This window comes from Streptomyces sp. NPDC086077 (assembly GCF_040686175.1).
Classification (GTDB): Bacteria; Actinomycetota; Actinomycetes; order Streptomycetales; family Streptomycetaceae; genus Streptomyces.
On record NZ_JBFBJT010000156.1, the window covers coordinates 1 to 16,492 of the forward strand.

The 16,492-nt window shown below is 66.7% G+C and carries 11 protein-coding genes and 4 pseudogenes; 3 read left to right on the top strand and 12 right to left on the bottom strand.

The features are described 5' to 3' along the window. Positions 1-241 precede the first annotated feature (241 nt). Positions 242-415 (top strand): annotated as a pseudogene (locus AB0O67_RS31125) (IS6 family transposase); the annotation flags it as partial. A 337-nt stretch (positions 416-752) separates the two neighbouring features. Continuing rightward, positions 753-1,220 (top strand): annotated as a pseudogene (locus AB0O67_RS31130) (Tn3 family transposase); the annotation flags it as partial. Between the two features lie 84 nt (positions 1,221-1,304). Here the strand turns inward: AB0O67_RS31130 and AB0O67_RS31135 are convergent. From AB0O67_RS31135 to AB0O67_RS31145, 3 genes and pseudogenes are all read right to left on the bottom strand, one after another. Next, a complete protein-coding gene (locus tag AB0O67_RS31135) occupies positions 1,305-2,561 on the bottom strand; it encodes an MFS transporter (protein ID WP_365457288.1) in 1,257 nt (418 codons plus the stop codon). A 33-nt stretch (positions 2,562-2,594) separates the two neighbouring features. Further along, positions 2,595-3,188, bottom strand: coding sequence for a helix-turn-helix domain-containing protein (locus AB0O67_RS31140; RefSeq protein WP_365457291.1), 594 nt, complete (start codon positions 3,186-3,188; stop codon positions 2,595-2,597). 126 nt (positions 3,189-3,314) lie between these two features. Beyond that, a pseudogene (locus AB0O67_RS31145) lies at positions 3,315-4,291 on the bottom strand (site-specific integrase). A 745-nt stretch (positions 4,292-5,036) separates the two neighbouring features. On the opposite strand from AB0O67_RS31145, the pseudogene AB0O67_RS31150 reads away from it, so the two are divergent. Then, a pseudogene (locus tag AB0O67_RS31150) lies at positions 5,037-5,185 on the top strand (ATP-binding protein); the annotation flags it as partial. A 372-nt stretch (positions 5,186-5,557) separates the two neighbouring features. On the opposite strand, the gene AB0O67_RS31155 reads toward AB0O67_RS31150, so the two are convergent. The 9 genes from AB0O67_RS31155 to AB0O67_RS31195 all read right to left on the bottom strand — a co-directional run. Continuing rightward, positions 5,558-6,793 carry a cytochrome P450 gene (locus AB0O67_RS31155; RefSeq protein ID WP_365457294.1) on the bottom strand — a complete coding sequence of 412 codons (1,236 nt, stop codon included), beginning with the start codon at positions 6,791-6,793 and terminating at the stop codon, positions 5,558-5,560. Positions 6,794-6,834: 41 nt separating this feature from the next. After that, positions 6,835-8,088, bottom strand: coding sequence for a cytochrome P450 (locus AB0O67_RS31160; RefSeq protein WP_365457297.1), 1,254 nt, complete (start codon positions 8,086-8,088; stop codon positions 6,835-6,837). A gap of 2 nt (positions 8,089-8,090) precedes the next feature. Beyond that, the gene (locus AB0O67_RS31165) at positions 8,091-9,890 is read right to left on the bottom strand and encodes a non-ribosomal peptide synthetase (RefSeq protein WP_365457300.1); all 1,800 of its coding nucleotides are present in this window, start codon (positions 9,888-9,890) and stop codon (positions 8,091-8,093) included. A gap of 57 nt (positions 9,891-9,947) precedes the next feature. After that, positions 9,948-10,691, bottom strand: a complete 744-nt coding sequence (locus AB0O67_RS31170; RefSeq protein WP_365457302.1) for a thioesterase domain-containing protein — start codon at positions 10,689-10,691, stop codon at positions 9,948-9,950. Positions 10,692-10,695: 4 nt separating this feature from the next. Continuing rightward, positions 10,696-11,520, bottom strand: coding sequence for an alpha/beta fold hydrolase (locus AB0O67_RS31175; RefSeq protein WP_365457305.1), 825 nt, complete (start codon positions 11,518-11,520; stop codon positions 10,696-10,698). Between the two features lie 109 nt (positions 11,521-11,629). Beyond that, a complete protein-coding gene (locus AB0O67_RS31180; protein WP_365457308.1) occupies positions 11,630-12,382 on the bottom strand; it encodes a thioesterase domain-containing protein in 753 nt (250 codons plus the stop codon). Next, positions 12,372-13,607: a cytochrome P450 gene (locus tag AB0O67_RS31185; protein WP_365457311.1), complete on the bottom strand. Its 1,236-nt coding sequence runs from the start codon at positions 13,605-13,607 to the stop codon at positions 12,372-12,374. The genes AB0O67_RS31180 and AB0O67_RS31185 overlap by 11 nt, the downstream gene beginning before the upstream one ends. 26 nt (positions 13,608-13,633) lie before the next feature. Further along, complete coding sequence (locus AB0O67_RS31190; protein ID WP_365457314.1) at positions 13,634-13,945, bottom strand: phosphopantetheine-binding protein; 312 nt, start codon at positions 13,943-13,945, stop codon at positions 13,634-13,636. Between the two features lie 103 nt (positions 13,946-14,048). Next, positions 14,049-16,492: amino acid adenylation domain-containing protein (locus AB0O67_RS31195; protein ID WP_365457317.1), on the bottom strand; the 2,444-nt coding region annotated here is incomplete at its 5' end.

Genomic DNA, 16,492 nt, shown 5'->3' on the forward strand with positions numbered 1-16,492 from the left:
CCCCGCACCCATGAGGCGGGGCGGTCCCCCCTCCCTGGGGTGGCGGCCCCCCGCGCCGGTTCGGTGACCGCCGGGGAGCTCCCCGGCGAGCCTGCCGTGGAGATGGACGCTCGGCTGGTTCAGTGGCACTGTCACGTTGTTGGGTGCGTGATTGCCTGACGGTGCGTCGGGGCGTTGTCAGCTTGGCCGACACGCTGAGCGGCTGGGACGATTCCCGGGGCGTTGGCCGTCAGCAGGGGACATCGTGGCGCCGCCGTATCAGGGGTACCGATTCCCGGCGGAGGTCATCGCCCACCGCGTGTGGCTCTACCACCGCTTCCCGCTGAGCTTCCGCGAGGCCGGGGAGCTGATGCTCGCCCGGGGCGTGGTCGTCTCCTACAAGACGATCGGGCAGTGGTGCGCGAAGTTCGGCCCGGCCTTCGGTCGGGTCAAAGGCGCATCTCAACTGGCGTGGCTGTCGCGGTTCGACCGCTACGAGCTCGAGGCTCAGGCGGCGTGGGCTCTGGCGGTTGTCGGCTTGGTCGAGCCCGGGGAGAAGGCCTTGAAGGAGGCCGACGGGATGCCGCGCGAGCGTACGCGTGACTGGGTGGAGCTGCTGATTACGGGCGCCGAGCCGGCCCGCCTGCGGGGGAACTGCACGGAGTACGAGGAGCGGGCCGGGCGTGCCGCGGAAGCGGCTCGTCACTTGGTCAGCAGGCGTCTGGCGGCGAGGTTCGCGCGGCTGACCGCGGGCCAGCCGCTCGACGGCTTCTAAGATGTTGTCGCGCGACGGGCGCCCCACCCCGTTCGGCGACGCGATCGCGCACTACGGGCGGATCGCCAAGACCCTGCACATCCTGCGCCTGGCCGGCGAGCCCGGCTACCGCCGCCGGATCAAGGTGCAGGCCAACCTCCAGGAGGGCCGCCACTCCCTCGCCCGGAAGATCTTCCACGGACGCTCGGACCAGCTCTACCAGCGCTACCAGGACGGCATGGAAGACCAGCTCGGCGCGCTCGGCCTGGTCCTCAACGCCCTCGTGCTGTTCACGACGCGGTACACGGACGCCGCGGTGAACCAACTGCGCACGGACGGCTTCGACGTTCGCGACGAGGACGTGGCCCGCCTCTCGCCATTCGTGCGGCACCACATCAACATGCTCGGCCGCTACTCCTTCCAGCTCCCCGACCTGCCCGGAGGCTTGCGACCACTGCGTGATCCGGGTGCCGTAGACGGCGAGTGACCGCCACTCATCGGGAGACGCCGACCGGCCCCTGCTGCGGGCTGGTCGGCGGGGCTGCGGTTGGGTTGCTTAGATGGTCACGCCTTACCGCTGCCGGGGCAGTTCGGCGTGCCGCACCGCGTCAGAGGCCAGGGCGATGCCCACGCCCAGGCTGGCGAAGATGCCGCAGGAGACGAACACCGGGGCGGCGCCCCAGGCTCCGATGGCGGCACCGACCAGCGGATAGCTGAGGGGGGCGAGACCGACCATGGTGAGCATGACGACGGAGGTGACCCGGCCAAGATAGGCCGGGTCCGCCGCAGTTTGTATGAGGGCGTTGTCCAGGCTGCCGAAGACGCCCGCGCATAGTCCGATGACCGCAGCCAGCACCGCGGCGAGCCACAGGGTCGGCACCAAAGCGATCGTGGCCGCACCCGCGCAGCCAACGAGCAGCGTCCCGGCCATCATCAGGCCGGCACGCGGCAGCCAACCGGCGATCGCGAGCAACGCGGCGCTGGCCGCAGCTCCTGCGCTGAAGCTGCTGACGATCCAGCCGTAGCCGGAAGGACCCCAGCCGCGTTCGGCGTTGAGGAGCACCATGCCGACGTTGAGGGTGCCGGTGAGGCCGAGTTCGCAGACGGCACCGGCGGCGACGAGCGGGCCGATGAGTCGGTGGCGGCGGATGTAGCGCAGGCCGTCGAGCAGGTCTTGCCGCGCTGTGCCGGGCTCCGGCCGCTCCGCGTCGGGCGCCCCGAGGGACCGTATCCGTATCGTCAGCAGGAGCGGCAGGGACAGGGCGATGAGTAGTCCGGCGACGGTGAAGGCAGCCGCGGGTCCACCGAGTCCCATGGCCAGGCCGCCGATCGGCGGGCCCGCGATCTGGCTGAGGCGCGTCGACAGCGAGCGCATGCCGGTGACCCGGGCCAACTGGTCGGGGGCGGTGATCCGGGGCGGGAGAGCACCGACAGCAGGTACGAACAGTGCGTCGGCGGCGCCGAAGACGAGCGCCACCGTGACCAGGATCCACAAGACCGGAGCCGTCAGCGCGATACCGGCGGCCACTGCCAGGATGAGGAGGCAGCGCAGCGTGTCACTGCCGAGAATCACGCGGCGGGGGTCGAACCGGTCGGCCACCACGCCCCCACCGAGCATGAGTAACGCTCGTGGTACTGCCCCGGCAGCCATGACGAGGCCGACTTCGGTAGGACCGGCGGCCTTCTGTGCGGACCAGGCCAGGGCGACGAAGTACACGCTGTCGCCGATGAGGGAGACGGTGTAGGCGGTGAGCCAGCGCAGCACGTTGCCGTCGCGGTGAGCCGGTGTGGCGGCGTTTATGGGCAGGACTGTCTCTTGGGTGGCCATGGCGGGCTCCAAGTACGTTGCGATTCGGCTGAGTCAGGGCCGGAAGGGAAAGCCGTATAGGTGCACAGACACGTGCTCGCGGGCCTCGGTGTCGTCGGCCGCCTTGGCGGCCTTGCCGCGCTCCCGCCAGCGCCGGGCCAGCGCCTCAAGCTCGTCGCTCATCTCGGCGAGTTCGGCGGGGGTGAGGTCGAGCAGCCACTCGGAGCTGAAGGATGCGTCGGTCCACGCCTTCCCCCAGGCGGACTTCTGGTCGAGATACGTGCGGTACTGGGCGACGCGGGTGTGGAAGATCCCTCGGGTCACCGCGCCGACGGCGGCGGCTCCCTCGGGCGTGTCCGCGAAGTCCGATTCACGGAAGCCCCAGCCCTCTTCAGATGCCACCTGCCACCAGCGCTCGCGGCCGTCGGTGCCCTGGCCACTCGCCTGGGCCACGAAGCCGTGCTCAGCCAGCTTGCGCAAGTGGTAGCTGACCAGCGAGGGCGTTTCGTCGACATGCTCGGCGAGTTGAGAGGCGGTCGCGGTGCCTGCGGCGTACAGCAGCCGGTACAGCTGCATCCGCAGCGGGTTCATGAACGCCCTCAACCGTGACAGGTCGGTGATCTGCTCAGGCTCGTGCTTCGGTCGCATGCGCTTACCGTAGGTATGAAGTGAAAACTTCGCAATAACCGCTTCAGAGTTGGATGGCCGAGCAGCCCGGCTCTTTGCGCAGGGGACTGGAAACAGGCAGCTCAGCTCGACTTGACGCTGACGAGGTCAGCGCCTGCTGTCTCCGGGCGCGAGAAGGCTGGTGACCTCGGCGATCGCCTCAGCCGAGGGGTGGAAGTAACGCCGCACGTTCTCCGGCTTCTTGTGCCGCGACTTCGCCTGAGCATCGGCAGGCTGGCCCCCGGCCTCACCGAGGTGGGTGAGGTCGGAGTGCCGGTAGTCGTGCAGGTTCCAGCCCGTTCCCGCCACACCCCCGACAGCCGTGCGCGCGTCCAGGAGGGCGCGGGCCTGCCCGTACGACAGCCGGACCAGCCCGGTGTCCGGGCACACGTCGCGCGGGCTGACGACTTTCCCGGGGCCCGGCTTGCGGTGGGTGACGAACACCGGCCCGCGGGTACGGCCCTTGATCAGCCGGGGCAGCAGGCGGGCGGTGCCGGCGTCCCAGTACACGTGCTCCATTACGTAGTCCTCGCGCGGGGCACCGCGGCGTCGGGTGCGCGGCTTCGCGCCCTTGGCCTTCACCGGGGCCCTGCGGGCGGCGAGGTCCAGCTCCTCGATGTTGACGCCGAGGATCTCCTCCGCCCGCGCGACGGTCTCGTAGAGCATCCGCCACAGCGTCTTCTCCCGGAGGTGGACGTCGCGTCGGGCGATCAGCCGGTCGACGGCCATCTTCGAGCGGGCCGGGTTCTCCGAGTCCGGCGGGGGTATCCGCTTCACCCAGGCCGGGACAGCCGGGCCGTCGTACCCGCGCTCGGCCCACCTGCCCAGCCATGACAGCACCGACGCCCGCCGGGCGTTCCACGTGTTGACCGGGCCTCGCCCCACAGATGTTCGAGGGCGCCGCCGATCTCGTCGTTCGCGACGGTGGCGAGCGGGCGGGCCGCGCCGAGGTGTTCGGCGGTCTTGCCGACGCCAATCCGTACGACCGGAGCGTGTTCGGCGTTGTCGAGCGAGTCGAGGAACACGTCGGCCGCCTCGCGGACGGTCAACGCCTTCCCGACGGGCAGTCGTACGACGGCGGGCACAGCTTCCCTCTTGCCACAGACAACGAGGCCGCTTCACGCGCGGCCCCGAGAGCGTCGCCGCAGGTCGTGATCAGGGGGTGAGGCGCCCAGCTCCACCCCTGCGGCATCGCCACGGCTACGCCGCAGACATTCACCGTGGCCTCCTGGCCGTGGATCACATGGCGACCAGGAGTTACCCGCTCTCGCACAAGAAGCGGGCACGCACCGCGACCAGCCCATATCCGCCAGATTTGAGCTGGTGGGCCGTCAGGGGGCGTCAGACGTTCGCTGCCCGGCTCGGCTCCAGCATGAACGCGCCAGTCGCCGCCACGCATGCGGTGCCGCGTCTCGAGATCTGGACATACTCGCCGGGTCGAGGTCTTGCGGCCCTTGACCGCGAGGTCACCGACCACGCGGTCGATGTCCTTCGGGTCACCTCCCACTCAGGCCGACCCAACGCGGTCAGTGTCCGTTCCAGCAGGCCGATGTCATCGTCGATGGTCACCGGGCTGAACCCGCGGGCCCGCCACGAGGCCTCGAACGCGTAGACACACGCGTCTTGAGCTGCCCACGGATCCGTGACCAGCGGCCCTGCGGAACAGCCCCTCCCGCGATGCCCTGGAGCCTCGCCTCGCCCACACCTGAACGGTCAAGGCAGCACCCTGGAATTTGGGATGCTGCGGCGAGAACCACCAGGACCGCAGGAACCGGAAATGGCCAGGTGGCAGCCGTAACCCGTGTGAGGGAAAAAGTGCCGGCCGCAGATGAGTGGGGCCAGGTGCTCGGCGACAAGGTCCTGGCCACCGCGATCCTCGACCGCCTTCTGCACCACAGAAGGGTCGTCTCGAAATGGCAACAGCTACCGGCTCCAAGAACCGTCTCCAGGCCATCGAGCGGGACACCAACGCGGCCTGAGCAGTGGTGCACAGAACTGCGTACTCGGTGGTGCACTGAAGCAAGGGCGCGGACAACCACCTTGCTGATCAAGCAAACACGCCACCCTCCAACGCGACCACGGCAGCAAAACGCCGCCACGGATCACATCCGAAGCTCCGGCCTGACCAGCCGAAACGTGCCCGCGCGGGCACACGCCCGCACGGGTGCCATCCACACGTTTCCACAGCTCAAACCCTGGTTTTTCGGCTCATTCGCGTGCCCACCGACTGCTTAACTCAGGTAGCACCGACTGAGGGCGCGGCCGCCCGCAGGACGGGGGCCCTGTACCCCGTCCCTCCGATCGGCCCCGCAGCTCCCGAAGCTGGTGGTCCGGGCTCTGGGTCACCACGGTCAGGCGCCGGACCGCGGGTGGAACACCATCGGTAGCGAGGTGATCCCGTTGATGAAGTTGGAGTACAAGTGGGAGACCTCGCCCATCAGCTCGAATCCCGACAACCCTTCGACCATCTCCTTCAACAGCGCCGCGAGAGCCACCTGCGCCGCCGGGCCTCCGATGCAGCGGTGCGTGCCGATCCCGAAGCCGAGGTGAGGATTGGGCTTACGACCCGGGTCGAAAGTGTACGGATCGGCAAAGACCGATTCGTCACGGTCTGCCGACGCGATCCACGCACAGACCAGCTCACCCTCACCGAGCAGCGTTCCCCTGATAAGGGTCGGGGCCAGCGTCCGCCGCATCACGTGATTCGTCGGCGAGGACCAGCGCAGCGCCTCCTCGACCGCCAGCGGAACGAGTGCTGGATCTTCACGGAGCTTCCGCCAGGCTGCCGGCTGCTCGACCATGGCCAGCAGCATGTGGGATGCCACCTGCGGTGTCGTGGTGATCGCCCCCATGGCAAAGCTGTAGCAGTTGAGCAGAACCTCCCTGTCGTCCAGCCGTCTGCCGCCGAAATCAAGATCGAGCAGCACCGAAATGACGTCATCTCTACGCTTCCGTCGACGCTCCTTGATCAGGTCGGTGAAAGCGGCGAACAATTGGTAGTGGGCGTTGCTCAAGGTCTCGGGCTCGCTACTCACGGAGTAGCCCGGATCAGAGGGCGCGACACCGGCCAGGGCCCACCGCGGCAGGTGGTCCCACATGTCTTGCGGAATGCCGAGCACCTCGCCGATGCCAGCCATCGGTAGACGCAGCAGCAGGTCGGCCATGTCCACCTGTTCCCCGCTGACGAATGCGTCGCGGACCATGTCGCGTACGTGGCCGCGCACAATGTCCCGTCGCTCCCGCATCACACGAGTTGACATGGTCCGCATGGTGGGTACGCGAACACGAGCATGCTTGGGCTGGTCCATGAGGTTGATCGTCTTGCCGCCCGCGCTGTCTCCGCCCGCGACGGCCAGGATGGTTCCGTGCTCGGAAGTGAACGTCTTGTCGTCCATCAGCACGTTGGCTACGTCACGATAGGTAGTGACCGACCAGAACGTGTGACCGTCGGGCGTCTGCTGTTCCCACAATGGCTCCTTCTCTCTCAAGACGTGCCACGCAGCGTGCTGGGCACCTGAGCGGTAGCGCTCGGGATCGTAGAGATCGATGGACTCCAGAGACGGCAATCCGGCTTCGGGGCCTGTCATTCGCATCGCAATGCCTTCCCGGCCGAGGAGACCTGATGGTCTCAGCGGGCCTTGGTGGTGATGGGCATCGAAACGATGCCGTTGATCCAGTTCGAAGAAAGATGAGCCACGGGCCCCGCCGGCTCCACACTTCCCAGTCTGCGGATCAGCTCCTCAAAAAGGGAGCCAAGAGCCATGCGAGCCAGCGGAGCGCCGATGCAGTAGTGCGGTCCGGCGCCGAACCCGATGTGCGGATTGGGGCTGCGCCGTATGTCGAATGCGTAGGGGTCGGTAAAAACCGACTCGTCGCGGTTCGCCGATGCCGTCCATACGGCCACCCAGTCGCCCTGGGCCAGAGCGACATCCCCGATAGTGGTGTCTGCGGTGGCTCTGCGAACCAGGTGATGCGTCGGAGAGCTCCAGCGCACCCCCTCCTCCACCAGAGCAGGCACCAGGTCCGGCCGCGCCGCGACCGTCTCCCATATCTCCGGGCGGTCGATCAATGCTGCCAGCGTGTGGGAGGCGACGTGTGGCGTTGTGGAGTTGGCGCCCAGAATGAAGCTGTAGCAGTTCAACGCCACGGTTCGGTCGTCCAGCCGCCGCTGACCGTCTTCCCAACCGAGGAGCAAGGAGATGAGATCGGTGCCCGGGTGACGGCGTCGGTGGCCGATAACCTCGGCAAAGCGGGAGAACAGTTCGTGGTGCGCCAGAGCAAGCGACTGCGCCACGGGCCGCCCTGCGGCATACTCCGGATCCTCTGGCGCCAGGCTGGTGTTCACCCACCAGGTGATGTCCTGCCAGTATTCCTCGGGAATTCCGAGAAGCTCTCCAGAAACGATCATGGGAAGCAGACTCATCGTCCGGGCGAAGTCCACCTGTCCGTCGCAGCAGGTGTCCACCAGACGACGAATGCGAGCGCGGATGCCCTCCGCTTTGGCCCGGACCACAGAGTGGCTGAAGGTCCGCATCGTGCGGCTGCGCAGGCCGGTATGACGAGGCGGATCCATCAGTGACAGCGTGCGACCGCCAGCAGGATCTCCGACCCCCACCGACGCAAGGATTGATCCGTGCTCCGAACTGAACGTCCGGTGATCTTTGAGTACTCGCTCGCAGTCGGCGTATCGCGTGACACACCAGAATCCATGCTGTCCCGGGACCTCGTGCCACCACACCGGCGCGGTCTCGCGCAGGTGCTGCCACACCGGATGCTGGTTTCCGGAGCGGAAACCCTCCGGTGAGAACAGGTCGATGCCGGTGAGTGCAACGTCCGTCGCCGGCCGCTCCTGAAGATCTTGGAGATCCTGGACAAGATGCACGATCAGCTCCTGTGCAGTTCGCGTGAGCGGATGGTGGACGCGAGCGCAGCGACATTGGGCGAGGAGAAGAATTCGACGGCGGTAAACGTGATCCCCTCCGTACGCAGCCGCTCCAGCAGGCTCACGCTGCGCAGCGAGTCACCGCCCAGTTCGAAGAAGCCGTCCTCCATGCCGACTTGGTCCAGTTCGAGGGTCTCGGCCCAAGCGGCCGCGATCACCTGCTCGACCTCCGTCGTGGGAGCAACGTACTCCGGCAGGCCCGGCAGGCTCTCGCGCGAGGTCCACGGGTTGGGCAGGTGCGACCTGTCGGGCTTTCCATTGGCATCCAGGGGCAGTTCCTGAAGGGGGACGAACGTCGCGGGTATGGCGTGGGTTGGCAGGCGTTCAGCGAGCCATGCGCGCAGTTCCGCGGGCGTGGCGGCACCTTTGTGCGCTTCCACCACGTACGCGACCAGCCGCTTGTCGTTGGCCGCGCCGCGGATGGCCGCCACTACGGCCTGCCGTACCTCGGGGTGGGAGCCGAGCAGGTTCTCGACCTCCTCCAGTTCGATGCGGAATCCGCGGATCTTGACCTGTCGGTCGATCCGGCCATGGAACTCCACGCTGCCGTCGGTGCGCACGCTGCCGAGGTCACCGGTGCGATACATCCGGGCGCCGGTCCGCCCAGGGAAGGGATCCGCGATGAAGTGAGTGGCCGTCTGAACAGGGCGGGCGTGATATCCGCGAGCCAGGCCCCCACTGATGTAGATCTCGCCGATCTCACCTTGCTGAACGGGGCGCAAGGCGTCGTCCAGTACGTGGATCCGCGTGCCGACCAGGGCCCTGCCGAGCGGAACCCTCAGGTGGTCGGCGGAACTCTCGATCCGCTCGAGTGTGGCGAAGACGGTGGTCTCTGTGGGTCCGTACGCCGCGTACAGACGGCCGGGTCCCTGCCGTGCGGCACGTGTGACGTGCTGGGGTGACAGCACGTCGCCGCCGGTGATGAGGCAGTCAATGGATCGCAGGGCCTCGACGTCATGAGCAGTGACGAGGTGGAACAGGCCCGAGGTCAGGAACATCCACTTGGGTCGCCACTCGCGCAGCTGGCTGCCGAGTTCCTCCACCGACAGCCGCGCGCCCTGCAGCAGCACCACCTCGCCGCCTCCGCACAGCGCCGCCCAGATCTCGAACACTGAGGCGTCGAAGGCAGTGGGAGCGAACTGAGCCACTCGGTCACCCGCCTGAACAGCGAGCTGCGGCGCCTGCAGCAGGTCCAGAACCGAATCGTGCTCGACGACGACGCCCTTCGGCGTACCGGTGGTGCCGGACGTGTAGATGACATAGGCGGTGTTGAGCGGGCCAGCCGATGCAGCGGCGACCGGACTCGCCCCTCGGGCGTGCTCCGCCCGCCCTGCCTCGTCGACGGTGAGGATCTCGACCGCAGTGGTGGCCCCAAGTGAGAGCCCGCGCTCTGAACTGGTAATCGCCAGCATGGCCGTGGAGTCGGCCAGCATGTACGTCTGACGTTCCATCGGATAGTGCGGGTCGACGGGCACATAGGCGCCGCCCGCCTTCAACACCGCCAGCAGTGCGGTGACCAGCGCAGGAGAGCGGGGCAGCCCGACCACCACTCGTGACTCCGGACCCACGCCACGCGCGCGCAGGACATCGGCGAGCTCGTCGGCGCGGTCGTTCAGCTCTTGGTAGGTGAGCGTCTCGTCGGCCGTCGAGACGGCGGGCGCGCCGGGCGTCTCGACGGCCCAGCGCTCGAAGCGTCCATGAAGGGTGCGCGTGCCGTCATGGATCGTTGGGGTGGCAACCACCTGGGTTCCTTGCCTTTCCTTTTGAATCGTGTCGTCAGCGTCGCGGGACCTGAGCCGCTAGGCGGAGGCCGTTTCCTGGTGGGAGCGTTCTCCAGCCAGGACTCGGCGCAGGTCGGGCGGGCAGCGGAGAAATTCGAAGTGTTCGCCGTTCAGCCTCGTGTGTGTGGCGTCGGCGCACTCTCCCCAATGCGGATGAACCTGTTGCGGCGGCACCACATCGTCCTGGTCCCATGAGAGGACGGAGACCGGGCAAGGAACGCGGCGATCGGCGTCGTACAACCATGGGCGGTGCGCCTCCAGGTCGGCTCTGAGCACCTGCGCGGCAATCTGCGTGAAGTCGCTGCGTATCGGCGCGCCACTCTTTGCGTACATACCGGTCACCTCACGGACAAGGTCCGCGCTGGCGAGGTCGATGAAGTTCAGCGGTCCGTAGAGGCTGCGGTGTGGGGCGCCCCAGGAAGAGGCGAACAGACGCTCGGGCAGGGGAAGTGCGCGGTCGGCCAGTGCCAGGATTGTCGTCAACGCGAACGGCACACCGCCGCAGTGGCCGAAGAAGGCGTATCTGCGATCCGTGTAGGGCTCCAGGAACTCGGCCAGGCTGGCTCCGAACTCGGCATGGGTGCGGAAGGCAGGCTCAGAGAGCCGGTTCTCCCGGCCGGGTGGCTGCACGGCGCAAACCCATGCGTCCCCGATCTTCGTGGGCCATTCCCGATAGGACCCGGCGCCTCCTCCAGCGTAGGGGAAGACGAACAGCAGGCTCTGGGCATCCGCGGGCGGCCGACGCAACAACCAGTTTCCCATCGTTCTACTCCTGTCTCATGCGGTTGACGGTTCGTCCGTCCCGGGACGACTCGAAGTCCTCGATGACCGACTCGACGACCTCCCGGACGGCGGAATGCACGAAGAAGTGGTCGCCGGGCAGCATCCGTTGTCTGAACGCCCCGCCGGTGAAGTCCCGCCAGGCCGCCAGTTGTTCGGACGACGTCGTCGGGTCCGACAGCCCGCCGAAGGCGGTGATCGGACAGTCCAGCGGCTCGACCGGCGTATACCGGTAGGTCTCCGCGACGGCGAAGTCGGCACGAAGCGTGGGCAGCACCAAGTCGATCAGCCCGGGCTCGCTCAAGATCTCCTGCGGGATGCCCTCCAACCGCAGCACCGCGTCGAGGAAGGTCGCGGAGTCCAAACGGTGAATCGGCGTCGAGTCGGGAAAGCGGGGAGCCCGTCGGCCGCCCACGAACAGATGCCCCGGCTCCGGCAGCCCGCAGCGGCGCAGCGCGTGGGCGAGTTCAAAACTCACCACCGCGCCCATGCTGTGGCCGAAGAGCGCGAACGGAGCGCCGTCGTCGATGAGCGGCCGGACGGTGCCGACGAGGGCGTCGACGAACGGCTCGACGTGCTCATGCGCAGGCTCGCGGAAGCGGGACTCACGGCCCGGGGGCCGTACGGCCCACACCTCGAGTCGTCCTTCTGCCAGCTTCGCCCACGGCCGGTACACGGAGGCCCCACCACCCGCGTACGGCACGCAGATCAAGCGGGGGAGGCCCTTCGCGTCCGGTGTCAGCGGGACCATGCACTCCAGGTCGACGCCCTGGGCCGTCGCGCTGGTCGGTTTTGCGGACTGACCCGTCATGCTCGCTCTCCGTCGTTCGACACGGACGCTGGCCAGCTGTTGCCGGCCCGCACCTCACCCGCGGTCGCAGCCCTTGCGGGGGGCGCGGCCATCATGAAGTCGTCTGCGCTCACCGTGGCTGCTCGGTGACATGTCCGATGCTCCGTGCCATGAGCGTCAGCAGGCTCTGCGGGGCCTGGAGGAACTCATAGTGACCGCCCTCAAGTGTGTAGAACGAGCTGTCACCGCACTGCGACCAGCCCGCCATCATGTCCGGGGTGATGGTGGGATCGTCCCGCCACCCGATCGCCGTCAGGTGGCAGGGCAGCTTGGCCGGCTCGGCCACGTGGTAGACGGCGTTGGCCTCGAGGTCCCCGCGCATGACCTCCCGGTACAGCTGAATGAGCTCAGGTATCGGCTCACCGCCGAGGGCGGTGACCATGTCACGGATGACGTCCGCCAACTCCTTGTCGTCCATGTCGAGGAACGTGCCGAACGGACCGTCCTGCGGGGCGACCTGTGCGGAAACGAACACGGCCGCAGGCACCGGTCCGCCGCCTGCCATCAGTTGGACGGCGGTTTCGTAGGCGGCAAGCGCCGACCCGCAGTGTCCGAAGATGCCGAAGGGGCGGTCGAGATGGGGTGCAAGCTCATCGATCAGTGCCGAGGCCAGATCCGGATAGGTCCGAAACGCCGGCTCTCGCATGCGGTTTTCCCGGCCCGGTGTCTGTATGGGGCAGATTTCGATGTCACCAATGAACCGCGGCCACTGTCGATACATGCTCGCTCCGCAGCCCGAGTACGGCAGCAAGAAGATGCGTCGAGCGGCACGGTCGGATGGCGTCCGGAGGAACCACTTGGATTTCCGATGGTCAACAGCCATGTCGCCCCTTCACCGCATCACGCCGCACAGGGGTGCCGGCCACTGGAAACCTGGACATGCCCGCCACGAGGTTGGAACGCACATGGACCACGTCTCCGGCGAGTTCGAAGGAGGAGAAGTGCGCGAACAGCTCCTCGAACACGATGCGCAGCGTGGAGCGGGCCACCCCGAACCCGACACAGAAGTGCACGCCGTTGCCGAAGGTAAGGTGCCGGTTGGGTGTGCGGTCGATCCGGAACTCGTAGGGCTCTTCGAACACCTCCGCGTCTCGATTGGCCGATCCAAGCCAGGTGACGACCGCATCGCCGGCACGGATGCGCACACCGCCGAGATCTACATCGCGCGTCGCGTGACGCATGACGTGGCTGGCCGATGAAGCCCACCGAAGTGCTTCCTCAATGCCACTGTTCAGGAGGTCCGGTCGGGCTCGCCATGCCTCGTACTGACCCGACTCGATCAGCTTCGCGATGGTGGCTGTCGGGACGTGGGAGACCGTCACCGTGGCGCCGATCAACAGCAAATAGCAATTGGCCATGACGGTCGCGACATCGAGCCGCGCGGTGTCCTTGCCCATGGTGAGCAGCAGACTCAGCAGGTCCTCGCCGAGGTCGCGCTGTCGGCTCCGTGTCACGTCGTTGAAATAGGCGTAGATCTCCCGGTGCGCGCGCCGCATGGTGACCTCGGCTCCTTGCGGCAGCCGGTAGTCGTCGTCGTCGGGAGCAACCGCCATATGTGCCAGGCGGGACAGGTAGGGCCAGTCCTCCTGCGGCAGCTGCATCTGGGTGCCGAAGACGACGATCGGCAGCTCTGCCATGGCCTGGGCGAGGTCGAACGGCTCACCGGACAAACCGGGAGCCAGCATCTCGCGCACCCGGTCGCGGATGTCCGGCAGCCGGTCCTCTACCGGCCTGGCGCCAAGGGCGCGTTGCAGCGGCATTCGTAGGGCATGGTGGCAGGGCGGATCCGTGAGCGAAAGCTGCCGGCCACCCGCAGGGTCGTCGTGACCGAGGGAGTGAAGGAGCGTGCCGCGCTCGGAGGTGAAGGTTGAGTGGTCACGGAGCACCGTCGCAACATCGCGGTGGCGCGTGATCGACCAGAATCCGGTCTCACCCGAGGTCTGCCAGTGCACTGGTGCACGCTCGCGCAGGGCCTGCCAGACGGCGTGCGGTTCGCCATCGCTGTACAGAGCCGGGTCGGCGATGTCGATCGTGCGCAGATCGAGCATCTCTGTTCGGTGGGGCCGAGTCATCCTCATGACATGGATTCCTGAGTTGTTTCCGGCTCGATCTGGCCTATCGCCAGGGCCAATTCGGCTATCGTCGGCTGGGTGAAGAGAGCCCGTGCCGGAACCTCGACGCCGAACTCTCCGTGAATGTCGGCAAGCAATTGAGTGGCCGCGATCGAATGGCCGCCGAGCTCAAAGAAGTCGTCGTGAACACCGATAGGTGTCACGTTCAACCGCGCTTGCCACATTGCCGCGAGCCGCTCCTCAAGGCGAGTTCGAGGTGGCACACAGTCTTCTGATATGTAGTCGCCGCGTACTGCGGATACTTCATCGGTCATTTCTCTTTCACTCTTCTTCTCATCGAGTATCGAGCATCGAGGCGTCGGCCATCGAAGATGTACCTGAATCGCATGTTCAGACATCGGCCCTGGGTCGTCGCCATCAGGAGTATTGCGCGAGTTTTCGTGTCAGAATTTTCGCGATATCGGCAGTCGCTTCCAGGTCCATCATCTTCATATGCCGAGTGGGCACGAATTCCACAGCAAGCGACCCCTGCACGTATTCCCGCCAACTGTCGACTGCGGAAGTCTTGTCGCGGTCGTCGTCGGACGCCACCACGACGAGGGGGTCACCCCGGAACGGGACCGGCGTGAAGGAGTGGTCGAGGGTCCTGGCGTGGACCAGGGCGTTCACGAGATCAGCGCGTTCCGGCAGCGTCATCTTCGCGAACTCCTCCACGGTCCCGAGGAGTTCCAGGGCGGCGCGGTAGTCGTGCGTCTTGTCCGAGATGCCTTCTGTACTGATGCCGTTGTTCTCCAGTGCCTCTAGCACGACTTCGAAGAACCTGTCGCCGGCGGAGGGGACATCGACCTGCGGTCGATCAGCTGGGTACCCATCGAGGTAGGCCAGCAGACCGACCTCATCGCCCGCGGCCTGAAGCTGATTGGCGATCACGTGGGCCAACCGCGCCCCTGACGACCAACCCACCAGGTGGTAAGGGCCGGATGAGCGGGCGGACTTCATCTCGGCAACGAGCGTGGCCGCCATCTCGGCGTGGGTCTGCGGGAGAGTCGCGTAGCCGAATCTGCTCGGATTCTGCAAGCCAATCAGCGGACGGCCTTCCGGCATCTCTACCGTGAAGTTGACGTAGCAGGAACTGTCACCCCCAGCTGGCGGCACGAAAAACACAGGTGGAAGGGCACGCCGCAGCACTAGGAGAAGATCTCCTCGACGGGGCTTGTCCAGCGCAGTGTCCCCGTCGACTACTGCAGCATGAACGCTGCCGAAATCGGCGTGGAATGCCGACTCAACTGTGCGGGCGAGTGCGGTGACGGTCTGATGCGTGAAGATGTCCTGCAGCGCAATGGTGAGGCCCTTCTTGCGGGCCCTGGCGACCAGTTGGATGGCGGTGATGCTGTCTCCGCCGAGCTGGAAGAAGTTGTCCTCGATTCCGACGTGGGGCAGCGCGAGGAGTTCTGCGTACAGCCCCGCGATGATCTTCTCGTTGGGTGTGCGGAAGGCGTGGGTGGTACCCGGCGCCGTCAAGGCGGGTGCTGGGAGGGCCTGGCGATCCACCTTGCCATTCACCGTCAATGGCAACGAATCAAGCACCACGAAGAACGATGGGACCATGTACGAGGGCAGTGTTTCGGCAGCGAATTCACTCAGCGTCGCCGAAGTGGGTACGGCGTATGCGGCGGCTTCCGGGCGAGACACGGTGTAGGCCACAAGACTCTTGTGCCCCGAATCGTCCTTACGGGCCACGACCACGCACTGCGCGACGTCCGGATGCCGGACGACGGCAGCTTCCACTTCGGCGAGTTCGACCCGGAAGCCACGAATTTTCACCTGGTCGTCGGTCCGGCCGAGGAAGTCCAGTTCGCCCTGAGCGTTCCAGCGGGCAAGGTCGCCCGTGCGATACATGCGCTGACCGGGTACCGCGTACGGGTCGGCGATGAAACGCTCCGCAGTCCGTGCGGACTGTCCAACGTAGCCCCGCGCAAGCTGTGTGCCACCGATGTACAGCTCGCCCGCAACTCCGACCGGCACAGGGCGAAGGCCCTCATCCAGTACGTAAACGCGCATGTTGTCCATGGGGCGGCCGATAGGTACTGGACCAGCGATATCGGTGCTGGGGGTATGGCAGGTGGCGTAGAGCGTCGCTTCGGTGGGCCCGTACGTGGCCGTCACCGTCGTCCGCGGACATGTGTCTCTGACGCGGGCGACGGCTTCGGGGGCGACAACGTCACCTCCGGTCCATACCTCTTCGAGTTTGCTGAAACACCCGGGCTGCTCTTGCGCGAGTACCCGGAAGAGCCCGGCAGTCGCCTGGAGGACGGTTACCTGGTGTCGGGCAATGAGCTGTTCCAGGCGCCCGGCGTCGAAGCCCCCCGGGGGTGCGACGACGAGAGTTCCTCCGGTGAGCAAAGGCACCCATACTTCGTGCACTGAGGCATCAAAGGCGTGTGGCGAGTGGAAAAGTATCCGCTGTCGCGCTGCGCGGTGCCATCGCTGGTCATGGACAAAGGTCACGACGGACCGGTGGGGAACGGCCACCCCCTTCGGCCGGCCCGTCGACCCAGACGTGAACATCACATAAGCCAGGGCGTCGGGAAGCGACACACGGTCCAGGTCGCTGCCGGGCGCGGCGGGCAGGTCGTCGAGGAGGAGCAGGGGTGTCGTGGTGCGGGCGGTGATGCGGTGGGCGGATGTGGAATCGGTGAGCGTCAGCGCGGCGCCTGAGTCTTCGAGCACGTGGAGTATGCGCTCGGTGGGATACCGGCCGTCGATCGGCACGTAGATTCCGCCGGCTTTCAGTACCGCCAGCACGGCGGTGACGAGTTCTGCTGAACGTTCCAGCAGCAACGCCACCGGAATCTCCGGGC

Bases quoted from the DNA above. Each gene is read 5' to 3' on its own strand.
- AB0O67_RS31185 (WP_365457311.1), bottom strand. From the start codon at position 13,607: ATGCTCGATCTGCGCACGATCGACATCGCCGACCCGGCTCTGTACAGC.
- AB0O67_RS31135 (WP_365457288.1), bottom strand. From the start codon at position 2,561: ATGGCCACCCAAGAGACAGTCCTGCCCATAAACGCCGCCACACCGGCT.
- AB0O67_RS31155 (WP_365457294.1), bottom strand. From the start codon at position 6,793: ATGACAGGCCCCGAAGCCGGATTGCCGTCTCTGGAGTCCATCGATCTC.
- AB0O67_RS31170 (WP_365457302.1), bottom strand. From the start codon at position 10,691: ATGGGAAACTGGTTGTTGCGTCGGCCGCCCGCGGATGCCCAGAGCCTG.
- AB0O67_RS31190 (WP_365457314.1), bottom strand. From the start codon at position 13,945: ATGACCGATGAAGTATCCGCAGTACGCGGCGACTACATATCAGAAGAC.
- AB0O67_RS31140 (WP_365457291.1), bottom strand. From the start codon at position 3,188: ATGCGACCGAAGCACGAGCCTGAGCAGATCACCGACCTGTCACGGTTG.
- AB0O67_RS31180 (WP_365457308.1), bottom strand. From the start codon at position 12,382: ATGGCTGTTGACCATCGGAAATCCAAGTGGTTCCTCCGGACGCCATCC.
- AB0O67_RS31175 (WP_365457305.1), bottom strand. From the start codon at position 11,520: ATGACGGGTCAGTCCGCAAAACCGACCAGCGCGACGGCCCAGGGCGTC.